16 protein-coding genes are annotated in these 18,410 nt (G+C 63.0%); 9 read left to right on the top strand and 7 right to left on the bottom strand.

Annotated features, from left to right (window positions below):
* Nucleotides 1–576: 576 nt before the first annotated feature.
* Nucleotides 577–867 (bottom strand): MerR family transcriptional regulator, encoded by a 291-nt coding sequence (locus MPLG2_RS04365; protein WP_105185088.1) that lies wholly within the window; start codon nt 865–867, stop codon nt 577–579.
* Nucleotides 868–1,004: 137 nt separating this feature from the next.
* Here MPLG2_RS04365 and MPLG2_RS04360 point away from each other — a divergent pair, with 137 nt between their 5' ends.
* From MPLG2_RS04360 to MPLG2_RS04345, 3 genes are all read left to right on the top strand, one after another.
* Nucleotides 1,005–1,451 (top strand): Hsp20/alpha crystallin family protein, encoded by a 447-nt coding sequence (locus tag MPLG2_RS04360; RefSeq protein ID WP_105185087.1) that lies wholly within the window; start codon nt 1,005–1,007, stop codon nt 1,449–1,451.
* Nucleotides 1,452–1,464: 13 nt separating this feature from the next.
* Entirely contained in the window at nt 1,465–1,656 is a 192-nt protein-coding gene (locus MPLG2_RS04355) for a hypothetical protein (RefSeq protein WP_105185086.1), read from the top strand.
* 601 nt (nt 1,657–2,257) lie between these two features.
* A complete protein-coding gene (locus MPLG2_RS04345; protein WP_105185084.1) occupies nt 2,258–2,626 on the top strand; it encodes a hypothetical protein in 369 nt (122 codons plus the stop codon).
* A 240-nt stretch (nt 2,627–2,866) separates the two neighbouring features.
* Here the strand turns inward: MPLG2_RS04345 and MPLG2_RS04340 are convergent, their stop codons facing one another.
* The 3 genes from MPLG2_RS04340 to MPLG2_RS04330 all read right to left on the bottom strand — a co-directional run bounded on the left by MPLG2_RS04340 (nt 2,867) and on the right by MPLG2_RS04330 (nt 6,932).
* Nucleotides 2,867–4,042, bottom strand: a complete 1,176-nt coding sequence (locus MPLG2_RS04340) for an IS256 family transposase (protein ID WP_105185083.1) — start codon at nt 4,040–4,042, stop codon at nt 2,867–2,869.
* Nucleotides 4,043–4,212: 170 nt separating this feature from the next.
* Complete coding sequence (locus MPLG2_RS04335) at nt 4,213–5,796, bottom strand: IS1182 family transposase (protein WP_105185082.1); 1,584 nt, start codon at nt 5,794–5,796, stop codon at nt 4,213–4,215.
* 95 nt (nt 5,797–5,891) lie between these two features.
* A complete protein-coding gene (locus MPLG2_RS04330; protein ID WP_105185081.1) occupies nt 5,892–6,932 on the bottom strand; it encodes an IS630 family transposase in 1,041 nt (346 codons plus the stop codon).
* Between the two features lies 1 nt (nt 6,933).
* On the opposite strand from MPLG2_RS04330, the gene MPLG2_RS04325 reads away from it, so the two are divergent.
* Complete coding sequence (locus MPLG2_RS04325) at nt 6,934–8,310, top strand: IS256 family transposase (RefSeq protein ID WP_105185080.1); 1,377 nt, start codon at nt 6,934–6,936, stop codon at nt 8,308–8,310.
* A 1,207-nt stretch (nt 8,311–9,517) separates the two neighbouring features.
* Here MPLG2_RS04325 and MPLG2_RS04315 read toward each other — a convergent pair.
* On the bottom strand, nt 9,518–10,507 hold the full coding sequence (locus tag MPLG2_RS04315) for an IS5 family transposase (RefSeq protein ID WP_105185078.1): 990 nt from the start codon (nt 10,505–10,507) through the stop codon (nt 9,518–9,520).
* A gap of 590 nt (nt 10,508–11,097) precedes the next feature.
* On the opposite strand from MPLG2_RS04315, the gene MPLG2_RS18300 reads away from it, so the two are divergent.
* From MPLG2_RS18300 to MPLG2_RS04300, 5 genes are all read left to right on the top strand, one after another.
* Entirely contained in the window at nt 11,098–11,730 is a 633-nt protein-coding gene (locus MPLG2_RS18300; protein WP_158680869.1) for a hypothetical protein, read from the top strand.
* The gene (locus tag MPLG2_RS04310; RefSeq protein WP_158680868.1) at nt 11,723–12,256 is read left to right on the top strand and encodes a hypothetical protein; all 534 of its coding nucleotides are present in this window, start codon (nt 11,723–11,725) and stop codon (nt 12,254–12,256) included. Before MPLG2_RS18300 ends, MPLG2_RS04310 begins: the two co-directional genes overlap by 8 nt.
* Entirely contained in the window at nt 12,249–12,557 is a 309-nt protein-coding gene (locus tag MPLG2_RS18295; protein WP_158680867.1) for a hypothetical protein, read from the top strand. The genes MPLG2_RS04310 and MPLG2_RS18295 overlap by 8 nt, the downstream gene beginning before the upstream one ends.
* Nucleotides 12,558–13,114: 557 nt before the next feature.
* Entirely contained in the window at nt 13,115–14,179 is a 1,065-nt protein-coding gene (locus tag MPLG2_RS04305) for a DNA cytosine methyltransferase (RefSeq protein WP_197710078.1), read from the top strand.
* A 23-nt stretch (nt 14,180–14,202) separates the two neighbouring features.
* A complete protein-coding gene (locus tag MPLG2_RS04300) occupies nt 14,203–16,236 on the top strand; it encodes a BbrUII/HgiDII family restriction enzyme (RefSeq protein ID WP_105185076.1) in 2,034 nt (677 codons plus the stop codon).
* 388 nt (nt 16,237–16,624) lie between these two features.
* On the opposite strand, the gene MPLG2_RS04295 is transcribed toward MPLG2_RS04300, so the two are convergent.
* The gene (locus tag MPLG2_RS04295; RefSeq protein ID WP_158680866.1) at nt 16,625–17,890 is read right to left on the bottom strand and encodes a hypothetical protein; all 1,266 of its coding nucleotides are present in this window, start codon (nt 17,888–17,890) and stop codon (nt 16,625–16,627) included.
* A gap of 1 nt (nt 17,891) precedes the next feature.
* Nucleotides 17,892–18,206, bottom strand: a complete 315-nt coding sequence (locus tag MPLG2_RS04290) for a hypothetical protein (protein ID WP_158680865.1) — start codon at nt 18,204–18,206, stop codon at nt 17,892–17,894.
* Nucleotides 18,207–18,410: the final 204 nt, after the last annotated feature.

Raw genomic sequence — 18,410 nt, 5'->3', positions numbered from 1 at the left:
CTTCGAACCCAGTATCGCCCACCGCACTAAACCCTTTCCGACTAGGTGAAACACACGAGTCTGGGTCCGCGCATTCACTTTCGTGCAACTTACGTGCAACATCCGTGAGAAGTCCGAGATTGAGATCAGAGTCGCGCCCCGGAGCCTCTGAGCATCCCGACCCGGTCGCGGCATTGAGGCGGTCGTGCTCGGGTGGCGGCCAGCCGTGGGCATGTTAGTGACTAACGTCGTGCACTTCTGGTCGCCCGGTCAGCCGCTGACCAGGCAAGAGCGTGTTTTCGTGAAGATCCCTTTGGGCCGACGATCGGCAAGTAGAGGTCATCGAGGACTACCCCACATGGCAAGACGGCACGGAAGTGCGGACGGTCGTCGACGACATGCGTAATGGTCTGCTCATCCCCAGCAGCCACGACACCGAGTACTCGATCACGTGGCTCGAAGGATCCGACCGCGAAAGTGCTTGGCTGGCCTACGGGCCACGAGGCAACGACCCGCCACCGATGTAGGCGACCTGCGCTCCTCGTCACAACCGAACGCGCTGGGTGCGGCAGTTCAGTGCGTTTGGGTCGTGTGCCGTCACTGGTGTGGTGGTGTGGTCTGCTCGCGTAGTTGGTGGTTCTCGTCTTGAAGTTGCATGACCATGGCTATGCCGGCGAGGTTAAGGCCGGCGTCCAGCAGGTCGCATATGCGGCGCAGCCGGTCCAGGTCGTCTGCGCTGTAGCGGCGGGTGCCGCCGGCGGTGCGTACCGGGCTGAGTAGTCCTCGGGCTTCGTAGGCGCGCAGGTTCTGAACGCCCGTTCCCACGAGGTCCGCGGCGACCGAAATGCCGTAGACGCCCCGGGTGCGGCCCGGTTCTGCCTCCGACATGTTGGATGAGCCCTTCGATCGATCGATCACCCTCTTGCCTCAGAATGATACACGCGCTATAACAAATCTATAGCGCCCGCCACAGATCTGATGCTGAGGCGAAAGGCATCACACACAGAAAGGAAGGTTGAACAACGATGCTGATGCGCACTGACCCGTTCCGCGAACTGGACCGACTGACCCAACAGATGCTCGGTACCAACGGCACCCTCGCCCGGCCCTCGGTGATGCCGATGGACGCCTGGCGAAGCGGAGACATCTTCCACGTCCAACTGGACCTGCCCGGCGTCACGCCGGACTCCATCGAACTCGACGTCGAGCGCAATGTGGTTACCGTCAAGGCTGAGCGGCCCGGCCGTGAGAATGACGTCGAACTGATCGCGGCGGAGCAACCGCGCGGGGTCTTCAGCCGGCAGTTGATCCTGGGCGACAACCTCGATACCGAGAGAATCGACGCCAGCTACGACGCGGGCGTCCTCACCCTGCAGATCCCGGTCGCCGAGAAGGCGAAACCGCGCCGCATCTCCATCGCGCACAATGAGCACGAGCACAATGAGCACGAGCGGCAGGCCATCAGCGCTTGAGCGGCAGGCCACCATGCTCACCGCACACGCCACCGGAGACTGGTCAGGCCCAGTACGTGAGGAGTTCCTCACCATCATGTGCAGCGATCCGGTATTGCTCGGCTACGCCTTCGACACCATCATGACCGAGCAATACGGCAACCAGAACCCCAACGCAACGGAAGGAGATCCCACTCAGACACCACTACAACGTTCCGACAAGTGACCGCTCGCTACGACTGCACCATTGACAACATTTCGCGTGCGCGAAGTGCCACGCACCGCTCGCCAGGCACCAACGCCACGCAGTCCAGCAGGCGGCACGTCCTCGTGGTCCCGGCGACGCGCCGGGACCACGACCGACCCCAGAAGTGTGAACCCGACCCGTCTACCGTGATCACCTGGTCAAGCTCGGCGGCGCCGGCTTCTTCGACAGCGCCACGCAGGCCGCCGTCAACTCCACCAAAATCGCCGGCGTCAAGTCCTACAACGGCTTCGGCCGCAAGATCGGCAAGAAGTTCTACACCAACGCCATCCGCACCGGCTCCACCTCCAGCCACATCGACTACATCTGGACCGCCGGCCAAGTCCGCGCGGTCGGCTGGCAGATCGCGCTACCGAGCGTCACCTGGCGCAACATCAAGGGCAAGAGGGTCCCCTTCGCATCCGAGATCGGCTCCGACCACTGGCCAGTCGTCGCACGGGTCGAGTCCGGCGCCGGCAGCAGGGCGGCCTGTGACCCCGGCACGTCCGAGGCCGCCCTGCCCGGCTTCGACGGAGCGTCCTGTGCTCCCTCACACTCCGCTGCGGAGAACAACGTTGCCGCGGTGGCCAAGCACGGTCTGCAGTGCATCGCCAGCGCCTTCCCGCAGGTCAAGTCGATGGGCGGACGCCGGTCCAGCTCGGACGCCAGCTGCCGCTACAGCGACCACTGCACCGGCTACGCCGTCGACTTCATGGTGCCCCGCTGGAACACCACGGCCGGCCGAGAACTCGGGTGGCGAATCGCCCGCTGGGTGCAGGCCAACCACAAGGCTCTCAGGGTCAAATACATCATCTGGGACGTCAAGAAGTGGAACCCGGCCGCCAACGATCAATGGCGGCCCTACATCCACCCCTACGGCAACCAGAACCCGACCCTCGCGCACAAGGACCACGTCCACGTCAGCTTCCTGTCCGGCGCCTCGGGCACATGAAACCCTCGACCTCTCGTCAGGATCACCATCCCGGCTGATACTGGAGGTGCCTAGCAGCGTGACCGCAGGCAGGAGGCGCACCTTGAGCGACGATCCGTTTGAGCATCTGGTCGTGACTCCACGCGGCCACGTGGTCGACCTCAGCGAAGGCCCCGGCGTGGTCGACTTCGGCCCGCCGCCTCCGATGCGTTGATCGCGTCCCTGCGGGTGGTGGGCTTTCCGGGGTGATTGCCTCGGTGCCTACAGGTCGCTGCCGGTGATGGCGGCGACGGTCTGATTATCGCTTGTGGTGGTCAGGAGTGCCATGGATCCTTCGGAGAGGTAGCGGCGTTCGTCGATGGTCCATTCGTCGTTGGTGTCGGTGAGGATCATGCCGACGAGCCTGATCACGCTGGCTTCGTTGGGGAAGATCCCGACGACGCGGGCTCGTCGTTTGATCTCCTTGTTGAGCCGCTCCAGCGGGTTGGTGGACCAGATCTTGCGCCAGTGGGCTCGGGGGAAGCCGGCGAAGGCCAGGACCTCGGTCTTGGCGTCGTCCATGTAGGGCCCGATCTTGGGCAGGCGGGCGGCGAGCTGGTCACGGACCTGTTCCCAGCAGGCGGCGACGGTGGCGGCGTCGGGTTGGGCGAAGATCGTGCGGAACAACGCCGCGACCATGTCCATCTGGTTCTTGGGCACCATGGCGAGCAGGTTGCGGGCGAAATGGACCCGGCAGCGTTGGTGCGCCGCGCCTTGGAAGCTGCGGCCGATCGCGGCCACGAGCCCGGCGTGCTGGTCACTGATGACGAGCCGGACTCCGGCCAGGCCTCGGCTCTTGAGGTGGGTGAGGAACTTGCGCCAGAACACCTCGTCCTCGCTGTCGCCGACATCGAGCCCGAGGATCTCCCGGCGGCCATCGCCGGTCACTCCGGTGGCGACCACGACCGCTTTGCTGGTGACCAGCCCGCCGCCGCGCACATGCAGGTAGGTGGCATCCAGGAACACGTACGGATAGGCGATCTGGTCGAGCCGTCGGGTGCGGAACCTGCCGACCTCTTCATCGAGTCCTGCACAGATGCGGGATACCTCGGACTTGGAGATCCCGGTCCCGCCGAGCGCGACGACGAGGTTGTCGACGTTGCGAGTGGAGACCCCGTTCACCCAGGCTTCCATCACCACCGCGTACAGGGCTTGGTCGATCCGCCTCCGCGGCTCAAGCACCGACGGGAAGAACGAGCCCTGGCGGAGCTTGGGGACCGCCAGCTCGACGGTGCCTGCCTTGGTCATCAGCTCCCGCGGTCGGACACCGTTTCGTTCGGTCACCCGGTCCGGCGTGCGTTCGTAGCGGGCGGCGCCGATCACGGCCGTGGCTTCGGCCTCGATCAGCTCTTGGAGCACGAGCCGGACCGACTCGCGCACTAGGAGCCTGCTGAACAAGGCGCCGTTCTGAGGGTGCGTTGTGTGTTGGTGGCGGGCGGGACGCCGCCATGGCCCGTCGAGCGGCGAGTTTGAGTCAGCATTTGAGAGGGCGACAGCGGGGTCGTCCCGCCCGTCTGGGGTCCGTGGTGGCCGCTGTTGGCTGGGGGTTCAGTGTCCCGGGGGGTCTGTCAGGCGATCGCCCAGCCGGTCGGTCCGTGGGTGAGGCCGAGGGCGAGGAGTCGGCGCAGGTTGATCGCCGCGACCCGGTTGTGGAGCCAGTTGTTGTTCCTGGTCACGCCTCGGTAGCGGAGTCGCCGGTTGCTTCGGGTCAGCCAGGCGATGGTGCGTTCGACCATGGGCCGGTGTTGCCGGTAGGTGTCCTGGAAACCTTCGTCGGCGGCCCGTTGACGGTGCTGGCGTTGCAGCAGATCATGCTCGTGGAGCTGCACGGTGCGGCCCTTCGCGGCGGTGGTGCACAGGGCCCGCAGAACGCATGTGGCGCACGCCTGCTTGAACACTGCTCGGCGGCCCTTGGTGAGGGTGCGGGTCACGCCGGCCGGGCAGGTCAGGGTGCCTGCGGCCGGGTCGTGGGTGAAGTCGTCGATGGTGAACCCGCCCTCGACGACCGGCTTGATCGGCCACGGCTTCAATAGCGGCGTCCACCCCTTGCCGTTGAGCGTGGCGAGCATGTCGCCGGTGGCGTAGGCCGAATCACCCAGCACCTCGACCGGGCCGGTGATCGTCGGGTCGGCGACAACCAGCCGGGCACCGACGGTGGCGTCGCTGTTGTCCGGGCCAGCGGCCTTGGTCAGCTCAACCATCGTTGCCAGCCCGGTATCAGGCTCGATCACCACATGGGCCTTGAACCCGTCCTGGCGACGTTCCACTGTCTTGTGCGCATGCCTAGCCTGCGGATCCACCGTCGAGATGACCCGATCCGGGGCGACCCGCCGGGCGATCCGCCACCGGCCATCGGTGCCGTCAGAGTCTTCGGCCGGTTCGACATCCTGCCCGGCGACCAACGCGAGTAGGGCGATCGCCTCGGCCGGCTTGCCGCCGGCGGCAGTGATCGTCTCGACATCAAGGCCGTCGAGCAGGGCAAGGGCGTCGTTCACGAGTGCGGTCACCAACTCGTCGCGGGCCTGGGCGTCGTCCCAGGCGATCCTCGGTTTCGCGGTGCTGTCATAGCCCTGCCCGGTCAACGCGGCCAGCCGGGTGCAGCGTTCGGCGATCACCTGATGGGCGCCGGGCACCTCCCGGCCGACCCGGCGGACCTGCGCGATCAGCTGGGTGACGGTGTCCTGTCGGGCCACCGCATCATCCAGGATCGTCGAATCCAACACACGGCGCTGCCGTCCCTTCACCGCACCCGTCGCGGCGATCACGTCGCGGACCACCTCGAAGATCCGCTGCGGCCGCTCCGAACTGGCCAGCCGAGCCCGCCATACCGTCAACGACGACGCGTCGAACGCCTTCGCGTCGACCGGATAGCCACACGCCGCCTTCCACCGCAGGTCGAACGTGAGCGCGTCGACCGCCTCCCGATCGGACAGGCCGTGAAGGGATTGCAGCACAATCACCGACGCGACCACCCCGGCCGGGATCGAGGGCCGACCCCGCCCCGACGGGAACAAATCAGCGAACAACGCGTCCGGGAACAACCGATCACGGTGCTCGGCCAGGAACCTGAACACGCTGCCCACCGGCAGCAGATGCCCTGCCAACGACTCCACGTCCAACACGTCCCGCTGCGGACTCGACCCACCCTGCACAACCCAACAATTCCAGTCGACCGACAACCAGACCGGGCGCCACGCAGACGGATTGTTCAGCAGGGTCCTAGTGTCCTGTCAGGTTGATGCGCTCGCTATTTGTTGATCGCGCGGCAGTAGCCGGCGAGGCGGTCGAGGATCTGGTCGGCGGTCTTGTGCCAGGTGAAGGGTGTCGGGTTCTGGTTCCAGTTTTCGACCCAGGCGGTGATGTCGGCTGCGAGAGCTTTGACGCTGCGGTGTGCTGAGCGTTGCAGTTTCTTGGTGGTCAGCGCGGAGAACCAGCGTTCGACCAGGTTCATCCAGGATCCGTAGGTGGGGGTGAAGTGGAAGTGGAACCGCCGGTGGCGTAGCAGCCACTCGTGCACGGCGGGGGTTTTGTGGGTGGAGAGGTTGTCGAGGATGACGTGGACGTCGAGTTCGGCTGGGACCTCGGTGTCGATTTTGTTCAAGAAGGCGATGAAGTCTGCGGCTGTGTGGGACTTGCGCAGGTCGGTGATGACTGTGCCGGTGGCGATGTTGAGGGCTGCGAACAGGTCCACGGTGCCGTTGCGGACGTAGTCATGGGTCGCCTTGCTCGGTGTGGTCGGCAGCATCGGGAGGATCGGCGCTGACCGGTTGAGTGCCTGGATCTGCGGCTTCTCATCGAGCGCATAGACCGCTGCAGCGACCGGCGGCGAGAGGTAGAGGCCGACCAAGTCGCGGACCTTCTCGATCAGATCCGGGTCCGGGGAGACCTTGAACTCGTCTTGGCGCCACGGCTTGAGCCCGAAGGCCCGCCAGATCTCGCTCACCGTCTGCCGGCTGATCCCGTGCCGCTCAGCCATCGTCCGGGTGGACCAGTGGGTGGCGTCCTTCGGGGCGGTCTCCAGGGTCTCGACCACGACGGCCTCGATGACCTCGTCGCCGATCGTGCGTTCAGCGCCTGGACGCGGCGCGTCGACAAGACCCTCGAGCCGATCGGCTGCGAATCGATGGCGCCACTTCGCGACCGTCGCCCGGTTGACCCCGAGTCGGGCCGCGATCGCAGTATTCGCGCCGCCCTCGGCCACGGCCAGCACGATCCGTGACCGCAGCGCCAATGCCTGGGGGGTGTCAGATGGTCTGTGTAAGGGGTGAGTCCGGAAGGAAGGATTCATGATGACTGTTGTGACGGATGACAAGAAGGGTGTGGCTGCTCGTCGGTCGGATCGGGCTGAGGCGCCGGGTGCTCGGGCGGCTGCGGAGTTGGCGGCTTCGGGTGCGTTGGATGACTTGTTCGCCAAGATCGATGCCGGCGCGATCGAGTTGACCGGGGATGGCGGGTTCATTCCGGGGCTGATCAAGGCTGCGGTGGAGCGTGGCCTGCAGGCCGAACTGACTTCGCATGTGGGCTATGACAAGGGCGATCCGAACGCGGCCCTGTTCGACAACTCGCGTAACGGCACGACGCCGAAAACGGTGCTGACGCAGGTCGGTGATGTCGATCTGGACGTGCCGCGGGACCGGCTGGGAACGTTCTGCCCGCAACTGGTACCGAAGGGTGCCAGACGGTTGGGCGGCATCGATGAGATGATCATCAGCTTGTATGCCGGTGGCATGACGGTGCGCGATATCGAGCACTTCCTGGCCTCCACGCTGGGTGCGGAACTGTCACGCGAGACGATCAGCAAGATCACCGACCAGGTCTGCGACGAGGTCGCCCAATGGCAACAACGGCCGCTGGACGCTCTCTATCCGGTCATCTTCCTCGACGCGATCGTGGTCAAGGTCCGCGACGGTGCGCACGTGACGAACCGTTCAGCTCATATCGCGGTCGGCGTCGATATGGACGGCATCAAGCACGTTTTGGGGATCTGGATCCAAACCAGCGAGGGCGCGAAGTTCTGGGCCGGGGTGTGTGCCGATCTGGCTAACCGGGGCGTGCGTGACGTGCTCATCGTGTGCTGTGACGGCCTCACGGGCCTGCCCGAGGCGATCGAGGCCACCTGGCGACACGCCACCGTGCAAACCTGCGTGGTGCATCTGATCAGGGCGTCGATGCGGTTCGTCGGCTACCAAGACCGCAAGGCTGTGGCGGCAGCGTTGCGGCCGGTCTACACCGCTGCGAACGCGGCAGCGGCCCGCACCGAACTCGACACGTTCACCGATTCGACGTGGGGCAAGAAGTACCCCCACGCGGTCGCGACCTGGAATGCGGCGTGGGATCGGTTCATCCCGTTCTTGGCCTTCCCACCCGAGCTGCGCCGCGTGATTTACACCACCAACAGCATCGAGAGCTTGAACTACCAACTCAGGAAGGTGTCGAAGAACCGCGGCCACTTCCCCAACGACGCCGCCGTGGTGAAGCTGCTATGGCTCGCGATCTGCAACATCGAGGACAAACGAGCCCGCGACCGCGCCAAAGAGAAAGGACTCCCACCCGACCAACGCAAAGCAGCCGGACGACTCGTCGAGGGCCAAGCCGTCACCAACTGGAAACAAGCACTGGCCCAACTCGCGCTCATCTACCCCGAGCGCATCAACCAACACCTATAAATCGAACAAAATAGGACAAGCCGCTTACACAGAAATCTTGACAAGCTCAATGCCTGCGACGAGGAATGGCGCCGAGCCCAACGCTGCAGCGTTGCCCGCTCGTCCTCGGTCAACTCGATCGCGACCGTCGGTCGTCCTGCCTGTCTCATCACCGGCTCCATCCTGTTGAGGCTCTTGCCTCTTCAGAACCCGACGCCAGACTACGAAATTCCCGAATCCCGCATATTTGTTCACGGAACAGCCTGACACGACACTAGGTCAACGCCGTCACCGGCACGGAATGCGTCCAACAGCTCGGACACGGCAGAATCAGACAGGGCCATCGGTGAGATCTCCTTCGATGCGTGCTTGGCCGTACACACCGAAGAATCACGCCGATGGCCCGCCTCTCAGCTCAGGCCACGCCGATCCCCGAAACCCCACCACTCCCCGGGACTCTCACGATGCGTTGGGTGAACGTCGCCGACTTCGCCCCACCGGTGATGGGCAGTCCAGTAGTAGTCACGGCCACCGGTCAGCCCGCCATCAACCGTCGAGCCGCCAGCGAGGTCTTCGAGTCCAACGGTGGCCTGTACATCCGAGTCGTCGCCGAGCCCCGCTGGTGGATTTGGATCGAATCCCCGGCCGACGAACGAACGCCCTGGCCGGCAAGGTCACGAGTGGTGCCAGCCATGCACGTCTGGACCCAGGTCGCCTCCTAAAGTCACCGTCTTTGGTCGAGCAGAACGAAATTTCACATGCCCCGCCAGCGGCACCTGGAGACATTAATGTTTCGGGCATGGCAGATATTGACTGGGTCGAGGTTGTACCTGGCGAGGTGTTCTGTGCCGAGGTCGACGGCGTGAAGTATGCGGTGCGTCGGGGAAGAGCGGGCCGGTTTGTGTGGACGACCACTGCGGCCAATCTTCCGGCTATGACTACTGGCGAGTGGTTGTCTGCCGACGGAGCGAGGAGAGTCTGCGAGTCCTTCATTCGCCAGGGGCGATCGCAGCAGTCGACACAGTGACTGTAGGCAACTTGACTGCATCGGCATCAACCCTGGCCTGGCCGGCGACCGGGAAGGACTCGCGCTAGGGAACCGCTGATCAACGTGCCATTCGTGGCGTGAGTGACGGTGATCGTGCTCTTGGAGGGGTTGGGTGTGGGCGTTGTCGGCTGATCGATTCGCTGCGGGGGGCCTGTTGGGGCGGTTTCGGGCAGGCTGACGCTATGCCGCCGCCGTGGTGAGAGCGACGGCACGTGCCCGCATCAGCCAGTTCGCCAACGCGAACGCGACGTGGAGACGATGGAGATTCTTCGCCAGGCCGCGGTAGCGGGTCTTGGTGAACCCGAAGTCTCGTTTGACGATCAGGAACGCGTGCTCGACCTTGGCCCGCACCCCGGCCTTGCGGGACTCGATCGCCCGCTCATGAGGATGCATCCTCGCCAACTGGCTCTTGCGGGCTGCAATGTGCCAGGTGACGCCGGCGAGGTGGGGATCGCCGGTGATCTCCTCGCGTTTGTCGACACCCAGGTAACCGGCATCGCCCCACCCGGCAGTGTCATCGGGCCGCATCAGATGGGCAGCCTCGGTGATATCGGACACGTTCGCTGCGGTGGCGGTGACCGAGTGCACATATCCGGTGCCGGCATCGGTACCGATGTGGGCCTTCATCCCGAAGTACCACTGATTGCCCTTGCGGGTCTGGTGCATCTCGGGATCCCTCGTGCCGGTGGCGTTCTTGGTCGACGACGGTGCCGCAATGATCGTGGCGTCCACGATCGTCCCGCCCCGCATGATCCAACCCTCACGCTCAAACAGGTCGTTCTGCGCCGCCAGCAGTCTCTGGCCAAGCTGATGCTTCTCCAACAGGTGACGAAAGTGCAGCAATGTGGTCGCGTCGGGCACCTGCTCCACCGTGAAGTCCACACCCAGGAACCGGCGCATCGCGAACGAGTCGTAGATCGCGTCCTCGACCCCCTCATCGGACAGGTTGAACCAGACCTGCAGCAAATACATGCGCAGCATCATCGCCAGCGGCTTCGCCTTCCGACCCGTCTTACCTGGCCGGTCCAGGTAGTAGTACGGCTCGATCAGATCGATCCACACCTGCCACGGGATCGTGGCCTCCATCTGCTCCAAGAACTGCTCACGTTTGGAAACCCGCCGACGATTGCCGTACTCGACATCGGCGAAAGAAGGCTGCTCGCTGTCCATACCCCAACAATTTCGCGTCCCAACAGCCGAAGCCAGCCACCGAACCGCACACCACAAAGATCAGCGCATCCCTAGGCAAACGTGCTGGCTAGACAGGTCCGGACTCGGAAACGAGGGGGGTCCCTTGACCGTCAGTTCGACTGCCAGATGATCGCAGGCACGCGCGTCTAGGCAGCTGGAACGGTCGGGCTCAAACCCACGACCCAGGGATTTGAGGTCGAACTGAGAGGTCCGCGGGCTGAAGTAGGGCGCACGCCACATGTCTGATCAGGTACGGAAGGCTAGCCTGCCGTCATGCACCTGATGGCTTGGTGCGCCATGCCATACCTGTGCTATGAGAGCCATCGCCAAGGAAGTTCATAGTGAGGAGCACCTTGTCCGCGCTTGGACCCAAGGTAAACCACTAGGGTGTGGGTGTGGTCTCATGGTTGGACGCTGTCCATCGGATAGGAAATGCCACGGCGGGGGGCGTCCAGGGGAAGCGACGAATCCTGCCGCGGTTTGGCGTGCCCATCGTTATGACTGGAAGTTCCGGAGCGGGGAAGACGCAACTGTGGGCTAGCTTGACGGGTAACAATCCGTCAGCGGCTATGAGCACCTTGGAAGATGACGGATACCTAGTCAAGCGACCGTCCCGACGAAAACTTGCCCTTACGACAGTGCCAGGACAGGACGGAAGAGTTCGGCATGCGTTGCTGGAAGAGTTGTTTGGGTCTCAAACAATTCTTGATGGAGTAATTCATGTTGTTGCGAACGGTTTTGATCACATCTGGCCCGTCACTGCGGACGCAGTCGCTGCCGGAGTCACCCCCTTCGATCGACCGACATTAATTGCACGGAACAGAGCGCAAGAAGTCCGCGCTTTTGATGACATATGCAGCAGGATTCAAGGAAAGCATTACATGACGCCCAATGCGGCGCCAAAGTGGCTGCTCGTGATCGTAAATAAGGTCGATCTCTACTGGTCAGAGATCGAAGCGGCGCGTAATCGCTACTATATACACGGAGATAGTGATTTTTCCTCGATAGCGAGAGAACTTCTCCAGCGAGTGGGGACAAATCGCCTGCAATACAGAATGCTGCCCGTCAGCACGGGGGCCGCAGACTATCTCTTCGATTCAGCCAGAGGTAGAATCAACGCATCAAGTGAGCTAAACACAGCTCAGGCGGGCGCCTCGATTGAGGCTCTAATGGAGACTTTGGAGGAGTTGACGAATGTCTGAATCACTTCCTGAGGGTGTCTCCTGGCTAAGCCGTCACTCGAAGTCAAGCAAATGGAAGTTGGCCACGGGTGAGGACCTCGAGCATGCGCTGCGCGCTGCCGAGCGACTGTTAGCGCAGGCAGAGGGTCGGCAGCAACACGCTCAGAATCGCAGCTTTGCGATCGTATCCCTTATCGTCGGGGCGGCTCTTTCGATGCTCGCTTCAATGTTCCTAGTTGTGCAATTCATGTACAGAGAAGCAGACTTCCAGTACACCGCGCTGGCGATACCCTTTACGCTGCTTCCCGCGGTGGGTGTTCTGTTGTATTGGTTTCGTCTGTTCCTAGCACATAAACGTCAGACCGAGGAGGACGCCACCGTCGAGTTGGCCGCTGAACTCGCCTCCTTGGTGGGAGAAGTGATGAATGACGTTGCTCAGCGTGAAGCATGGAGTTACATGCGGATCAAAGCCACGCAACTTAGGCTATCTGCATTTCCTATGCCACGTTTCTTCAGTGAAAGCGGCCGCTGGAGAACCAATGAGTGACTCTGGAAAACGGCCGATTGAAACTTCTTTGACGGCGGTATCAGTTGTCGCTGATTTCTTGAGTATAGCCGCGTTTCTTGGTCTTCAGGAAAACCATGTGGCACGCGTGACTTTGGTTATTTCTTTAGCGACAATTGGATTTGTAACTGGCATCGTTGTTGCGTGGCGAGCTTTGAGACTGGCTTTTTCTGTGCGCGGTTCTTACTACCCGTCGCAACTACATCGGACACGGCTGTATGTTGCTTTGTTATCTGTCGTCGGGAGCATTGCCCTTGGTTATGTCGGTATTCAGCTAGTCTGACGCATATCCCGGAAACGAAGACTGCGGGCGTCTGATCAGGGTGAGGACCGGCCCGCAGCGAGCGCAGCGAGCGAGGACACGGACCGCAGCCCGGCCGGCGAAGCCGGCGCCTTGACCTCCAAGAGCCAGAATCAGCAAAGCCAAGGGCGAGAACGGCCCCGAGCCACGGCAGGGTGATCGTGCCGTGCCGTCGCGGCGGCATAGGACCGGGCCGGGGTCTGGTGATCCTCAACTGGCGCGTCGGCACCCCAGCCCTCGCAGTTGAGTTAAGCCGAGTCCATCTACTGCGCGAGCGCGGCCTGGACCCCGCGCGGGAGTGAAGCCAGGTCTATGGAGGAGTTGGAGACTCGTCGGCCTGGCGAGGGACTACAACGATCCACGCCAGCTAGCGCAAGCTCTCGGCTCACCGTCCGCGTCTCCGCCGTGAACCTCGCTGACCCAGTGATGCGTAGGACTTCAGGACGATCGGTTACGACGCGAACCCGAGCGTCGGCGTCGACGGACGAGCGTAACTTCCGTAGGCTGGAGTCCGTGATAGCTACAGTGTCGGCCCGAGCGTGGTGACCGAAAGCACGGTGCGGGTCTCCGTGATCGACCTCTTCAGCGGTGCGGGCGGGTTATCACTGGGCCTCCGCCAAGCGGGAATGAGCATTGCGGCTGGCATTGACGTTGAAGAAGCATGTCGGTATCCCTACGAGGCGAACATCGAGGCGCCGTTCCTGGCCGCCGACGTGCGCGACATCACAGGCGAGATGCTCACACGCACCTGGGCCCCCGGACATGTCAGGCTGCTCGCTGGCTGTGCACCGTGCCAGCCCTTTTCGGCCTATCGGCGCGGCGCGGACACGAGCGGCGAGGCGAGCTGGCCACTTCTAGACGAATTCGGCCGTCTAGTGCGAGAGTCGCGGCCTGAGCTGGTCACGATGGAGAACGTCCCTCGCATCGGCAGCTCTGATGTCTTCTCCCGCTTCGTGTCAGCGCTGAGGACGCTCGGCTACTGCGTTGCATTCGGTGTGTGTCATGGCCCCGCGTATGGCCTGCCCCAACAGAGGCGACGGCTCGTCCTGAGCGCGTCACTGCTCGGTGAGGTGTCAACGCCATCTCCACCTAACCCCCGTGCTGAGGCTGTCTCGGTACGACACGCCATTGCGGGACTCCCGTCGCTGGCGGCCGGCGAGTCGGACCCGAACGATCGGTTGCACAAAGCGCGGGTTCTATCGGCGACTAACCTCCAGCGCATCCAAGCGAGCTCTCCGGGTGGCACGTGGGAAGAGTGGCCCGAGGAGCTGCGCGCGCCGTGTCACCGCAAGAGCACAGGTGCGTCTTTTCGCAACGTATACGCCCGCATGACCTGGGACGACCCCTCCCCGACCATCACCACGATGGCGTTCAACTTTGGCACAGGACGATTCGGCCATCCGGAGCAGGACCGTGCCATCTCCCTGCGCGAGGCCGCTATCCTCCAAGGCTTCCCGCGCGAGTACGCCTTTGTCGAGCCGGGCAAGCCCGTTCACTTCTCGACCGTTGGACGCATGATCGGCAACGCAGTCCCGCCGCCCATCGCCAAGGCCGCCGGGCAGCATCTGCTTCACCATGTGCGCAAGGCCACCGAGGCTGCCTGAGCGTCGGTAGCATTCTGCTCATCATGGGCAAGTACAAGATGAGTGTCGGGCTGTCAGTTCTCGACTCGCTGGGCATCAACCTCTACAGCAACGCCGCCGCTGTGCTGTCCGAGCTCGTCGCGAACGCCTACGACGCCGATGCCACCAGCGTCGACATCGAGTGGAAGCAAGGTGAGTCTGTCCTCGTTAGGGATGACGGAAACGGCATGTCGGTTGACGACATGAACAACCGCTTCCTCATGGTTGGATACAGGAAGCGCGACGAGGCCAACGAGGGCCATGTCTCGCCAAGATTCGGCCGCGCATTCATGGGGCGCAAGGGGATCGGCAAGCTGTCCGTGTTCTCGATCGCCGACGTAGTGACGGTTTACTCGACAAAAGACGGTGAGACCAACGCCTTCCGCATCGACGCCGACGACCTCAAAGCCAGGATCAACTCTGGCCATGAGTACGAGCCGCAAGAGGTCACAGAGGTTCCCGAAGGCTACGACTCCCAAGGCACGGTGCTGGAGTTGACCTCGCTCCGTACGAAACGCGCCGACCTCACCGCGACCGCCCTCCGGAAGCGTCTCGCCCGCCGGTTCGACGTTCTCGACCAGACGCCCCCTACGGAAGGTGGCTTCTCAATCGTCATCAACGGGAATCGGCTCAACTGGCTTGATCGCCAAGAACTGAAGAGCCTTCAGTTCATCTGGGAGTTCGGAGACGACAAGATTCCTGACAGCGCCCTTCCGCATAACGTGGCGAGATTTCCCCTCAATGGCGTCATTGACGAAGCCAGGGAATGGTTTGTCCGAGGGTGGTTCGGCACGGCCAAGCAGCCCACTGATCTCACGAGGGACGAGGAGGCCGGCTCGCTCAAGAACATTATCGTGCTGGCTCGTAAGCGACCCATTCAAGAGGGTATCATCGAGAAGCTCGACTTCAGTCGAGTCTTCGGCAACTATGTCACGGGCCAGATTGAGGCCGACTTCCTGGACGACGATGCCCTCGAGGATATCGCGACGAGTGATCGGCAACGCCTTATTGAGGACGACGAACGGGTCGTCGCATTGCGCGACTTCCTTCGGAAGGCGTTTGTGTCGGCGTCTGAGACATGGTCCAACCATCGCCCGAAGAAGGAGGTACTCGACGTCCTGACACGCTACCCCAAGCTCCAGGAGTGGGTAGATGGGCTGGCGGAATACCAGCGAGATTCGGCCAAGGCAATGCTGGGAACCATAGCGAGCTTGGATTTCGAGTCCGGATCCGAAGGGCATCGCAAGGACCTGTTCCGCTCAGGTATTTTGGCGTTCGCCCGCGTGGGACTTCGCAAGGCGACGGCAGAGCTGGACTCGCTCTCACGCATGACCGCGGAGGACCTTCTCGCGCTCTTGGGCCGACAGGCCGAGTATGAGGCCGGTCTCTGGGTTGACATCCTCCGTTCTCGAATCGAGGCAATCGACCAGTTCCAGAACCTCTCGGACGCGAACGAGAAGGAGAAGGTTCTTCAGAGACACCTCTTCGAGCACCTCTGGCTGCTCGATGCGTCCTGGGAGCGCGCCGCTGGGAGCCAGCGGATCGAGCAGAGCCTTAAGAAGGTGGCTAGAGACGACTTCGGACTCGGCGCGGATGAGATGGAGGAAAGAGGTCGCATCGACATCCGGTACGCCACCACGGGCGGCAAGCACATCATCGTGGAGTTGAAGCGCTACAACGTCAAGCCCGACATTGACGACCTCCGTAACCAGGGGGGTCGTTATGCGGTAGCGCTCAAGGAAGTGCTAGTCAAGGAAGGGAACAGCAATCCCGACATCGAAGTGGTATTCGTGATCGGAGAATTCCCGAAGGTCGTGACTAAGACCTTGATGACCGACGGTGAATATACGAACTCGCTTCTCGCGCAGATCAATGGACGGATCGTTTACTACGACCAGTTGATCGCGAACGCCCTGAAGCAATACGAGGAGTACCTTGACGCCTCCGAAGACGCCCGCAACCTTGACGCCCTACTTGACTCGATCACGGCGCAGCCTGGAGCGGCGTCCTCTGAAGACGGCGGGCCCGCCGACAAGTAGCGCCAAGGGCATGCCCTTGGTAGGGCACGGGTCTAGTATCCGGCAGTTTTCGCGCAAGGGGTGTACCCATTAGAGGACGTTGCAGAGTGGCGCCGAGGCTCAGATCGACTCCCTTTTGACACGCGTCGGCGCGCGCGAGGTCACCAGGACTATTGACGCATTCCCGGAAGAGTGACCACCTCACGCAGGCACACATCCGACTCTCGGCATGACCGGACGGATCTCGACAAGCTCTCGATCATCGGCTACATCAGTGAGAGGCTGCTGGTCCCACGGCAGCCGGTTTCGACGGTCGCCAGGTTCGGGATATCACCAGTAGCGGACTGGCAGTCCGGCGATACGGCACATAGCGGTCGCGGACCAGCCTGGTCGAGTTGTCGTCGACATTTCACAAGCTCACCGGGAAGTTCGAGGAGCGACTGCTGAGTGCGGACTGTTCAGGCTGCGTGGAGGGATGGCTAGTCACAATCTCCCACTTGTGCAAGTCGTCGGGGTCGCGGCCCGGTGGGGCCTGGATCGCGCTGGAGGTTATGAGCGCAGCCCGATCCAGAGACGTGACGGCATCACGCAGCACTCCCTGCGCCCTGTCAACGTTGGTGAGCAGGCGCAGCCCCACCTGTCCATCAGGGTCCAGCGCCCAACCGGTTGGTCGAATGTGCGGGTGTGCCGCGAGGTAGCGGGGCGAAAGGCTCGCAGCTGATACCCACAGTTGCCTTTGGGTAGAAATGGCAGCCAACGCAGTTCGGTGTGCCTCGGCCACTCCCTCAGCCCGATGGACACCGTCTTGGACCACCAGTAGGCGTTCGAGTGGTCCAAGCCTGTCCGTCATGGGGCCGTCGAGGGCGGCCATCAGGGCACCTGTAGCGCGGCGCAGATCGCCAGATTTTCCGACGCCCAAGCGGACGTGGTCGGGCCATGCTGCTGCATCCCGCCACGCGGCGAAGGCCCGCAGAAGCGCCTCGGGTGTCTGATCCGTACGATCGCGGTGAGCGACGAATCGTGACGATTCTGCGGCGCGGCCGCACATTATGGCGATCATCCCGGCCGTGCTCTGCAGGTCGTAGCTCGTTAGCTGGCCGGGGCCGCTCAGGTGTCGTTCGGCGACGGCCGCCCACTTAGTGATGACTCCGGTCAACGCCTCGTCGTGGGTCAGCGACAGAAACTCGAGCGCGCTTGATCGATGAGCGGGCGGCATCAAGGCGGCGGTCTCCGTGGCCTGCATCAGATCGAGCAGGGCTGCCCGCATCGGTACCGACACATCGGTTTGCCGCGATGCCCAGCGGGCCAGGCCGTGCAGGGTCGCCTCCACGGAGATCTGTAATCGGATCCTCTCCGGGACTGGGGCGCGCATCACGATTCCGGCGTTGCTGGCGACGACGTCTCCTAGCGCCCCCGCTGTCGCAACCATCGATCGAAGTCTGGGGTCTTCCGCGCGCGATTGGACCACCGTCGACTGCAACCGCACCAAAGCACTTCGTGTAGCTCGATCCAGTTCGAGGTGAGTCAACAAGCGCTCCGCATTACGCGCCAGCGCGGGCCAGCCTCCCGGTGCCCCATCGTCAAGGTCATCCTCATTGCGGCGGGCCTCGCCTGTCTCGATCCGCCAGGCCTGCTCGCGCATCCGCTGGAGTAGTTCACCGACTGTGGCGGCCACCTCAGCACTCTCCCGTCGGTGGCATTTGCCCCGTTAGCGCGACCAGTCGTCGGCACAAGTCCGGCTCGACCCCGCTGGCCATCAGCAGTCCCCTGGCTGCTTCTATGGAGGCTCGTGGCGTCATCGGTTCAGCGATGTGTGCGGGGATCACGTTGAGACAGTCCAGCTCCTCTTGTATCTCAAGCAGGCTCATCGCGATCTGAAGCGCCTCCACGTCGGCTGCGTTCCGGAGCAGTTCGCTCACTGCGGCGCGCACATGGCCAGCAACGAGCTCCAGCATCGTGATCGCTACTCCCGTCTTCACATCGCGGGCCAAGGCCCTCTCACCTCTTATAGAGCCGGCCCGGGGAAGACTTTTCGGACACGCCAACGGTGCGCCTGGTCGTTGTGGACCCGATTCCAAGGCATTGTTTGCAATGCAAACACGGTGGGAGGTCCCGCACATGGGCAAGGCCAGTCAGCCGAGGAGTGAGCGCACAAGCGGCGGCATAGTCACCTCACTCCGCGATGGCGTTGGGAG

The organism is Micropruina glycogenica (assembly GCF_900289045.1).
GTDB classification, from domain to species: domain Bacteria; phylum Actinomycetota; class Actinomycetes; order Propionibacteriales; family Propionibacteriaceae; genus Micropruina; species Micropruina glycogenica.
This window is presented reverse-complemented; position numbering and strand designations above follow the sequence as displayed.